The organism is Ohtaekwangia sp., assembly GCF_036568665.1.
GTDB lineage: Bacteria > Bacteroidota > Bacteroidia > Cytophagales > Cyclobacteriaceae > Ohtaekwangia.
This window is the reverse complement of the sequence record NZ_DATCSD010000110.1, coordinates 1-10,157: the sequence shown is the minus strand read 5'-3', so window position 1 is coordinate 10,157 and position 10,157 is coordinate 1. Positions and strand designations below refer to the sequence as shown.

At 42.0% G+C, this 10,157-nt stretch carries 10 protein-coding genes; 3 read left to right on the top strand and 7 right to left on the bottom strand.

Annotated elements, in window-relative coordinates; translation table 11 throughout:
- On the top strand, positions 1 to 242 hold a 242-nt coding region (locus tag VIN08_RS05745; protein WP_331961563.1), incomplete at its 5' end, for a hypothetical protein.
- 371 nt (positions 243 to 613) lie between these two features.
- Here the strand turns inward: VIN08_RS05745 and VIN08_RS05740 are convergent.
- From VIN08_RS05740 to VIN08_RS05720, 5 genes are all read right to left on the bottom strand, one after another.
- A complete protein-coding gene (locus tag VIN08_RS05740) occupies positions 614 to 1,348 on the bottom strand; it encodes a hypothetical protein (protein WP_331961560.1) in 735 nt (244 codons plus the stop codon).
- A 218-nt stretch (positions 1,349 to 1,566) separates the two neighbouring features.
- The gene (locus tag VIN08_RS05735; RefSeq protein ID WP_331961557.1) at positions 1,567 to 1,875 is read right to left on the bottom strand and encodes a putative quinol monooxygenase; all 309 of its coding nucleotides are present in this window, start codon (positions 1,873 to 1,875) and stop codon (positions 1,567 to 1,569) included.
- The gene (locus VIN08_RS05730) at positions 1,875 to 2,264 is read right to left on the bottom strand and encodes a nuclear transport factor 2 family protein (protein WP_331961555.1); all 390 of its coding nucleotides are present in this window, start codon (positions 2,262 to 2,264) and stop codon (positions 1,875 to 1,877) included. The genes VIN08_RS05735 and VIN08_RS05730 overlap by 1 nt, the downstream gene beginning before the upstream one ends.
- 3 nt (positions 2,265 to 2,267) lie before the next feature.
- Positions 2,268 to 3,122 (bottom strand): oxidoreductase, encoded by an 855-nt coding sequence (locus tag VIN08_RS05725; RefSeq protein ID WP_331961553.1) that lies wholly within the window; start codon positions 3,120 to 3,122, stop codon positions 2,268 to 2,270.
- 76 nt (positions 3,123 to 3,198) lie between these two features.
- Complete coding sequence (locus tag VIN08_RS05720) at positions 3,199 to 3,786, bottom strand: TetR/AcrR family transcriptional regulator (protein ID WP_331961550.1); 588 nt, start codon at positions 3,784 to 3,786, stop codon at positions 3,199 to 3,201.
- 145 nt (positions 3,787 to 3,931) lie between these two features.
- On the opposite strand from VIN08_RS05720, the gene VIN08_RS05715 reads away from it, so the two are divergent.
- Complete coding sequence (locus VIN08_RS05715) at positions 3,932 to 4,522, top strand: TetR/AcrR family transcriptional regulator (protein WP_331961547.1); 591 nt, start codon at positions 3,932 to 3,934, stop codon at positions 4,520 to 4,522.
- A 149-nt stretch (positions 4,523 to 4,671) separates the two neighbouring features.
- A complete protein-coding gene (locus VIN08_RS05710) occupies positions 4,672 to 5,415 on the top strand; it encodes an SDR family oxidoreductase (protein ID WP_331961544.1) in 744 nt (247 codons plus the stop codon).
- A 51-nt stretch (positions 5,416 to 5,466) separates the two neighbouring features.
- Here the strand turns inward: VIN08_RS05710 and VIN08_RS05705 are convergent, their stop codons facing one another.
- Positions 5,467 to 7,836: an ABC transporter permease gene (locus tag VIN08_RS05705; protein ID WP_331961542.1), complete on the bottom strand. Its 2,370-nt coding sequence runs from the start codon at positions 7,834 to 7,836 to the stop codon at positions 5,467 to 5,469.
- A gap of 22 nt (positions 7,837 to 7,858) precedes the next feature.
- Positions 7,859 to 10,157 (bottom strand): ABC transporter permease (locus tag VIN08_RS05700; RefSeq protein WP_331961540.1); only part of this gene is annotated, 2,299 nt, incomplete at its 5' end.

The following is a 10,157-nucleotide window of genomic DNA, read 5'->3' as shown; positions in this document are numbered from 1 at the left end:
TGGGTAAAGCTGATAAAAGATTCTCCGCAGAATTTCTGTATAGCCAGGCTACCATTAACGGAGAGACTACAGAAAAACGAGAGTATATACGTTATACCATTGGTGGCGAAATGAAAATTGATGACGGCTTATGGCTCGAGTTGGCTGTTGGCGGACAAAAATTTCTTCAGGAAAATGATGATACCAGGGTAGTTCCGCAATTCGGACTAAAATATGCCATCCAGAAAAAATCACGATTCTGAATAACACACACGTACTGCTCCTCTTCATACTTCCGGTCTCGGCAAATGTCTTCATAGATGGGCTCTTAGAGGCGTTGCCGGGTACCGGTATTTTTATAGAACTCCATTCCCGTCTGCTATAGTTGAAAAAAAAAGAGGGTGTATATCTATACACCTCTCTTCATTTCATACTGATACAATCTGTTTTGACCATGAAACGTGGAATCAGTTTCTAGCAAACGCAACTAACAATTTCTAAAAAAGAACTCTCGGTTTCCATCAGGCCGCAAAGAAGAACGATTAATTTCTTCCCGGACTGGAAACTATATTAATTCCGTTAGAAGAAAACGAAGTTCAAATAGCGATAGAGGTGACGTAGCCACATCCTGGCACTAAATGTGAACAGACAAACAAAGAGAGAAACGATACTCAACAAATGTTATACCTCGAAGCTTGTCCTCAGTTCCAACACCAGGCTGTCCATTATTATCAGTAGTCGTTGATCCGCCAAGTCTTGCATATTGCAATGTTGGAGAAAACTCGGCACCTATTGAAAATCGTTTTGCAAGTCTGAAGTCAAAACCTGAAATGGCAGCTACACCAATCGCATAACCTTTAGGAATGGTACGCAACGTTCTGCCGGATGTTCCGGGATCACCGGATGTAACGTCTCGCTGTTCATCGTAAATATCCAGTGTATATTTCCCATGCAGCGTAAATGGCACCTCAAAGCCGACATTAAAATTCAATTTCTTATAGCCCAACATATATACATAGCCTGGCGCAATAGTCAATTTATCTTGTCTCCCTGTGGCCGAAGTCTTGGTACTGATGTTTTGAAATACAGTATTGTGATACTCTTCTATTTCTATATGAGTATAATTCAAGCGAAGTCTAAATCCATCATGATCACTCAGCGGATAGGTGCCGATAAGGCCTACCGCATACGAACGGTTTGTTACATTGTAATCATCAAAAGATTCGCTATCAATATCAAACCATCCGACCTGTGTATCCCGAACGGGATTACTGATCGTGGCTGTTAACTTAAAGTCCTTCTCCTGTGAAAAACATGCTTGACAGCATACAAAATTGATCATAGCAAGACACGTAACGTACTTTATCATATCGGTTTAATTTAGTTGCAGCAAAGAAACAAAAGTGTGATCATTTATATGCAACATCTAAAATATAATAATGGGTGAGTTTAGTTTTCACAAAAAAAGAAAAGGCATACACCACCGCGTACGCCTCTTCAAACTAACTAAACCACAGAATACCCATTATCCTGTTAAATCATCATTGTCTTATAATACTATATACGCTACTAAATATATACCTGCCATCAAGCTATCAGCGATAAGAACTGCAACATCGGGGGTTTCTCTAAAACAGCGGGTATCTTTTCAAAAAACTCTTTTGCATAAGACGTTTGCATATGTTCATCCAATGCTTTCTGCGAACTCCACACTTCGAAGAACACCAATGTGTAGGGATCATCCTTTTTCGATGTAATCGTGAATACCTCACATCCCGGTTCTTTCAGCGATGGCCCTTGATTGGCAAGTGTTATAGCAATCGCTTCTTCCAATAAAGAAGGTTGCACTGTAAGTTCTGCCAGTACCACTATTTTTTGTTTTGCCGTGTCAATCATCAGGAGAGCGCTTGTTGTGACGCAACAGTATCCAGTGCTTCGCGCAATAATTTTATTTTATCATTCTCTACCACAATGCGGCCCATATAGAGTTGGTGAAAAGGTTTACCGGTTCCTCTCGCAGTAGTTGTTACTTCGTATTCACCGAACGCCTGATCAGGCAAATCGATAAAGATCTTCGTGCTGTGAAAGCGGAAATCATCAAAGAGCGACAATACATTTTCTAAGAATTTCCGGATCTCTTCCGGGCCTTCTGCACGCCAGGTATATCCCAGTGTTTTCAGATAGGGTAACTCCAGTGCACCATCGGCCGCAAACAACTCTGAGGCTACACGCACATCCTGTACATTCTTCAGGTACGCGTGCAAAAGTTCAACAGCAGTACGCATATACTAGGCAGGCTCTGCTTGTTTATCGGTGCTGCTCGAAACGGCTTCCCACGCTTTTACTTCTGCTTCGGTAGCTACTACTTTCTCCCTGAATGCTGCTACTGAATCTTTACCTACCGGTAAATGTAAAGGAGGATTTTCACTATAGGCCAGTTGAATTACCACCTGCGCCAGTTTTGAAGGATCGCCTGGCTGGTTGCCATGTATCTGACCGGCTGCTTCCCGTATCTTTCCTACCGTAGGTGCGTATGCTTCGAGTATATTTTTAGATTGAACATACGAATCGCCCGCCAGAAAATCTGTACTGAAAAGACCCGGAGCCAGCGCTGTTACCTGTATACCGAATGGATTTACTTCTACTGCAAGTCCTTCTGATATTCCTTCTACAGCAAATTTCGTAGAGCTATATATACCGAAACCGGGAACACTAGCCTTGTATCCGAACAATGAAGAAATGTTGATAATGTGTCCTGCTTTATTCTCACGCATAGAAGGCAACACAGCACGCGTTACATCGATCAGTCCGATCACGTTAGTATCATATTGCTTTTTGATCTCCTCGTCAGAAGCTTCTTCAAATGCTCCGAGTAATCCGTAACCAGCGTTGTTTACCAGTACATCGATCCTGCCAAACTGCGCGATTGCTTTCTGTACACCTTCTTTTATTTGTTGCCGGTTTGTTACATCGAGTACTACTACCAGCAAATCTTTCGCATTGCCCAGTGATGTTGTCAATTGTTCGGGATTTTTCCTTACGGTTGCTACCACTTTATCACCTGCGTGCAGGGCTGCCTTTGCTATATCAAAGCCGAAGCCACGAGAGGCTCCTGTGATAAACCATACTTTCTGTGTTTTCATGTATTCAAAGTTTTAAATGGATATAAGTTGTCTAACGAAATAAATGACCGATCGGTCATTTTATATTTAAAAAAAATTACGTTTCATTTTCTTCAATTTCCTTTTTCAAAGAGCGTGCAATCACCTTCATGGCTTTATTATTACCGGCTATGCGCGACATCATGATACCACCTTCTACCAGGGCAAACATTTTTGTAGCAAATTCTTTTGCATCCCAGTCACCTTGAAATTCACCTGCTGCTATACCTTTCCGGATAATGCCCGCCAAATCCTGTTGCGCCCGCTCAATAGCATCGTTTAGTTTCTTGCGAATAACTTCATCGGTGTCGTCAGCTTCCATGCCGAAATTCAACATAGGGCAACCACCTTCCAACGGAGGATTCAGTGTGTCGGCAAGTGTATCGATATAGGCGAATAATTTTCCTTTCGCTGTAGCCTCTTTGTTCATCTCAGTGCTTACAGCCTCACCAAGTTTTGCCAGGTGATAGTCTACTACAGCGTGCGAAAGATCTTCCTTGTTTTCAAAGTGCACATATAAACTTCCCTTGGCGAGGTTTGTTACTTCGAGTATATCACTCATGGATGTTCCGGCAATTCCTTTCGTGTTGAAAAGAGGGGCCGATTGCGCGATAATAAATTCCCGTGTACGTTCTGCCTTGGTCATGATTGTTCCATTGACGACACAAACATAAATGACCGATTGGTCATTTTCAACAGTGCCTGATATTTTTTTTAAAATTTCTTTTTTTTTACAGGCTTTTGAACAAAATAGACTTTTTGGTCTATATTTGCTCCCGTACATAATCAATATGACCAGCAAGGCAGAAAAAACAAAACAGTACATTATAGAGCGGGCCGCTCCTATTTTTAATGAAAAGGGGATTGCCGGCACTTCTGTGGATGATGTTTTGAAAGCAGCCAGCGTTGCAAAAGGATGCCTGTATAATCATTTTGAAGATAAAGCAGCTCTATCGAGTGACGTAGCCGATTACTTGCTGGAGAAAATTTCCTCCAGTGTTGGTGCTGTTATTAGCAAAGCAGATACTGCTCACGGAAAGATACTGGCATACCTGGAGTTCAGTAAAAATCCTTTTGAGACACCAGTCAATGGTGGATGTCCTATCTTTAATCTGGCGGTAGAATCGGATGACAACAATCCGAAGATCCGCGAAAAAGTAAAAGTCGCGTTTGAAGCATCGCACAAATTGTTTTCGTCTATTTTGAAGATGGGCATCAAAAGCGGAGAGTATAAAGAATCGCTGAATGCCGATGAGTTTGCTATTAAACTATATTCGTCTATTGAAGGCACTATCGTTATTTGCCGGGTGGTGAACAGCAACAAACCTATGCTTACGCTGATCAAAAGTCTTAAAAAAGAACTCGAAGAATACCTGACATAATTTTTTTAATTAAAAAAAGACTTTTTAGTCTTTTTCATGGTTTAACACGTACATGAGTGATAAACGAAGAAATATTGCATAGCTTAAAATAGACCAAAAAGTCTATTTTAAGCACTTAACTGAAAACACTTTTATCAACAAATATTTATATGAAAATTCAAAACAAAACTGTATTGATCTCGGGCGGTGGCTCCGGGATAGGATTTGAGACTGCCAAAATATTAAGCGCTGATGGTAACAAAGTAATTATCATTGGAAGAAATGAAGCGAAGCTTACAAAAGCTGCTGGTCAATTGAAAAATGTTACTGCTATACCTTGCGATATCACCTCGGAAAAAGACGTTGCTAACCTGAAAAGTAAAATTCAAAAAGATTTCAGCGATCTGAGTGTGTTGATCAACAACGCGGGCTTTGCCAACATCTTCAAACTGGAAGATGAAGCTAATGCATACGACAAAGCACATGAAGAAATTTCTATTAACTATTTGTCGCTGGTTCGCCTTACAGACAGTTTACTTCCTATACTGAAAAAACAACCGGAAGCTGCTATCGTAAACGTATCATCTATTGTTGTATTCGCACCAGGTATGCTGCTTCCTACTTACTCAGCCAGCAAGGCGGCCGTACATGCTTATACTCGTGTACTGAGACAATCATTGGCGAATACATCTGTTAAAGTATTTGAACTGATGCCTCCATTGGTAGATACAGATATGGCGAAAGATCTGAATGGTGCGCAGAACGGAATTCCTCCGAAGCAAGTGGCTGAAACTTTATTCGCTGGTATCGAGAAGAACGAAACAGAAATTCACGTAGGTGCAACAGCTCAAATATACCAGCTGTACCTTTCATCGCCTGTAAACGCGTTCAAGGCTTTGAATCAAATAGCATAATGCCATTGGTGGAAGAGGTTATTTTTTCTGATAACCTCTTCTCCATTTAGTCTATTCATCTTTCAGACACTTTGTAGGATTTACTCTCGCTGCCCGTATAGCCTGCAGTCCAACGGTAAGCCATGCAATGAGCAGCGCTGTTATACCTGCGCTCGCAAAGAACCACCACCGCAGTTCTATGCGGTAGGCAAAATTACTAAGCCAGTATTGCATAATGAAAAAGCTAACCGGCAGTGCAATAACAATTGCTATAAAAACTGTTTTGGTAAAATCACCAGACACCAGGTAAATAATATTGACCTCGCTGGAGCCCAGTATTTTTCGAATGCTGATCTCTTTTCGTCTTCGCTCTGCTGTGAAGGCCGCCAGCCCCAACAGGCCGAGACATGATATGATCAGTGCCAGTACAGCAAAATACCGCGATAATACAGAGACCCGTTGTTCCCCTATATATTGTGCATCATAATCACTATCCAGAAAATGATAGTCGAATGCAAAACCCGGATTATACTTTGTATAATATTCTTTAATACGACTTATCGTTTTCTCCCGATCTGTATTGGCGAGACTGACCATTACCACAATTGTCTCTTTCGGAGAGAGCCTGAAGAAGAACGGCTTCACCTGTTCGTGCAGTGATTGAAAATGAAAATCTTTTACTACACCTACTACTGTGCGATCGACACCCCATATATTTACTTTTTTCCCAATAGGGTCAGTCAAATCCATTGCGCGTATAGCCGCCTCGTTGAAAATTACGGCAGTTGTATCGGCAGGAAAATCGCGTGAAAAAGATCGTCCCTCCTGCATCTGCATACCCAGTGTTTCCATCAATCCATAGTTTACTGCCATCGGTGCAAAACGTATTCGGTCGTCAGCATTTTTACCGTCCCATCGCACTCCGGGCGCTTCGAAGGGAGACGTAACGATGGTATACTGTGCACTGGAAGCGTGGGCCACGCCTGTTAAATTGTTTAAGCCCGAAAGGAAGTCATCTATATTCACGGCTACATTTCCTTCCATATCAAAATAGATGACGTTGTCTTTGTTATAGCCCAGGTTCTTTTCCTGCACAAATTTCATTTGTTTGTATACCACGCCTACTGCCACCATAAATATGATTGACACCACAAACTGAAAAACCACCAATCCCTTACGAGCCCACTGTTCGGCCCAGGCGCTATGTATATTTCCTTTCAGTATATGGGCAGGTTTGAATCCGGATAGATATAGGGCCGGGTAACTTCCGGCAATCAATCCTGTAAGAAGCGCTATACCCGCAAATGAGAGTATAACCACAAAATTGACTTGCAATATCAAATGTTTACCAGTGATTGCGTTAAACGGTTGCAGCAAAAGATCCACGATCAGCACTGCGATAAACAGCGAAAGAAAACTTGTTGCAAGAGCCTCCGCTATATATTGTGTAACCAGTGTTTTGCGCGAAGCCCCTATCGCTTTCTTTATACCAACTTCTTTTACTCTGCGCGAAGCTTTTGCTGTAAAGAGATTCATATAATTGACACACGCTATCAACAGTATACATATAGCGATGGCGGCAAACAATTTTACATATACCATTCTACCGCTCGAAGGTTTTCCATTCTCATATACGTTATGTAAATAGCCGTCTTCAAACGGACGTAAAAACAACGTGGCAGTGGCTTTCGGGAATTTTTGTTTTATATATCCGGCAATGTGTGCATTGAACTGCCCTATATCTACATGATCGTTCAGAACAACAAAAGTGGGAAACGGCCCTGCAGGCGTTAATACATCCGGAGTGTGAATAATTTCCTTCCACGCATCGAACGACAAAAGAAAATCAAATTGATAGGTAGATTGTGCCGTTATATCATTACAAACTCCGGTAACAACACATTCGCGTTGCATATCAAACCATTTCCAGGTAATCGTTTTGCCCACACAATCTGTTGTCCGGAAAAGTTTCTCAGCCAGTGACTCTGAAATAACAATAGAATTCTTGTCTGCCAGTACATGATCTTTATTTCCTTTCATCAACGGAAAAGAAAATACCTTAAAGTAATCTTTACTGGCAAAGTAACCTGCTGCGCGAACGTCATGGTCGTTGGTAGATAGTGTAAATTTACTGAACCATGAAGGCGGTGTAATAACAGCAGTATATTTCACTTCCGGCAATTCAATCTTCCAGGTATCTCCCAACATCGCATCTGCACCATCGGTCGTTACCAGTTTATCGGCCACTATATCATTGGTCATTACCTGAAAGAGCCGCCCTTGATGCTGGTGAAATTTGTCAATCTGCAATTCATCCTGTATCCAAAGGAAGATCAGCATGGTGCACGCCATTGCTGCTGATAATCCTGCGAGATTTATCAGGAATGTGCTCTTATAGCGGGCAAAGCTGCGATATACCACCTGTAAATAATGCTTCAGCATATATATCTTCTTTCACTATATGTTATTCTTCCTTTAAACATTGTGTAGGATTCACTTTCGCTGCCCGTATAGCCTGTGTGCCTACTGTAAGCCACGAAATAAGCAATGCTAATATACCTGCACCTGCAAAGAACCACCACTCCAATGAAATCTTGTACACAAAATCACTTAACCAATATCGCATAGCCAGAAAACTGAGTGGCAAAGCAACAATAATTGACACGAATACAATGCGCGTAAAATCGCCTGAGATAAGATATACTATATTGATCTCGCTTGAGCCGAGTATCTTGCGTATACCCATTTCTTTTTTTCTTCGTTCTGCGGTAAACGATGCAAGGCCAAATAATCCGAGACACGAAATAAGTATAGCAAGTCCTGCAAAATAGCGGGAGAGTTTTGCTACGCGTTGTTCACCTACATATTGCTGCTGATACTCGGCATCAACAAAAGTATAATCCAATGGGAAACCAGGGTTGAACTTTTTGTACAACTTCTCTATACTGGCCATCGCATCAGGCTCTTTACCGGTTTCCAGTCTTACCATTAATAAATATGTATCGTTAGGATCGAGACGAAAGAATACCGGTTTTACATCTTCGTGCAACGATTCGTAATGAAAGTTTTTTACCACGCCTATAATTTGCATGTCTTTTCCCCACAGTGTTACATTCTTTCCGATGGGGTCTTTCATGCCCATAAACTCTATAGCTTTCTCATTGAAGATAATCGTGGCCGAGTCCGCGCCAAACTGGCGCGAGTATGTACGACCTTCTTTCAGCGCTACACCCATCGTTTCAATCATATCATAATTTACCGTCACGTTTTCAAACTCTGTCTTATCTTCCGGATCTTTACCCTCCCACTTTACTCCATAGGTGCCACTGTTGTGCCCGATAAGTGTATGACTTGAACTGGACGCATTTACCACTCCGGGTATATCTTTTATCTCTGATATCAACGCATCCTGTTTGACGGGATCTGTCAACTGACCTTCCAATGAAAAATATAGCAGGTTATCTTTTTCATATCCCAGTTTGGCTGACTGTACAAATTCAATCTGTTTATAGATCACTATTACCGAAACAATGAATATGATTGACAGTGTGAATTGAAATACTACGAGGCCTCTGCGTGCCCAGGCTTCACCTAATGCTATATTGAATTTTCCTTTTAACACGGCAGCCGGATTAAACCCGGAGAGATATAGCGCTGGGTAACTTCCCGCCAGCAAACCGGTGAGCAGTGTTATGCCTGCTGCCAGTACAATCATTATGCTGTTCAATGGAAGAGAGAGGTTCTTGCCTGTAATAATATTGAACTGCGGCAGAAATATATCTACCAATAATATAGCCACCAGCAGCGACAAGAAGCTCATGAGTATAGATTCACCAAGATATTGAATGATCAGCGCTCTTCGCCCTGCACCGATGGCTTTCTTGATCCCTACTTCTTTTATTCTTCGCGATGCTTTGGCTGTTGAGAGGTTCATGAAATTAATACAGGCGATTACCAGTATAAACACGGCTATAATGGAGAACATTTTTACATACGTGATTCTTCCGCCAACCAACACGCCATTCTCATATTTATCGTACAGGTAACTTTCCGAATATCGTTTTAGGAAAAGAGTACGGTGTGTGATCTGGTTTTCTGATTTTACTTTTACATAATCAGCAATCTTGGCATTGAAGGCATTTACATCTATACCTGGTTTCAACAGCACCCAGGTAAGTGTACCGGTGTTTCCCCATGACTTCAGCCAATCTCTAGTCTCCTGGAATTTCTCGAATGACAATACATATTCAAATTGCTCGGTGGCATTTACCGGCATACCCTTGAACACTCCCGAAACCTGATAGGAAGTTTCGTGTTGAAATTCGATCATCTTGCCCACCAGCCCCTCCGTTGTACCGAACAGTTTTCGGGCGAGTATATCGCTTATCACAACAGAATTTTTATCTGCCAGTACATTTTCCGGTGTGCCTTCCAGCAGTGGATACGAAAACATTTTGAAAAAATCTTTCCCCGCACATCGGCCATCAGCGGTGATGTTCTTCTCTCCGATTGTGAGCAGCGATGATTGCCCCTGCGTTACCGGTGTGGCGTATTCTACTTCAGGCATATCGGCCATCAGTGATTCTGCCAGTGGCCCTGACGTTGTTCGTGACGTCCATATACCATTGGCGCGAACACGATGTTCCATCGCGCGATAAAGACGATCGTCTTTCTCATTAAACTTGTCGACACTCACCTCGTCATTCACCCAAAGGTATATCAGCAGAACACAGGCAAGCCCGGTAGATAAACCAATGAGGTTG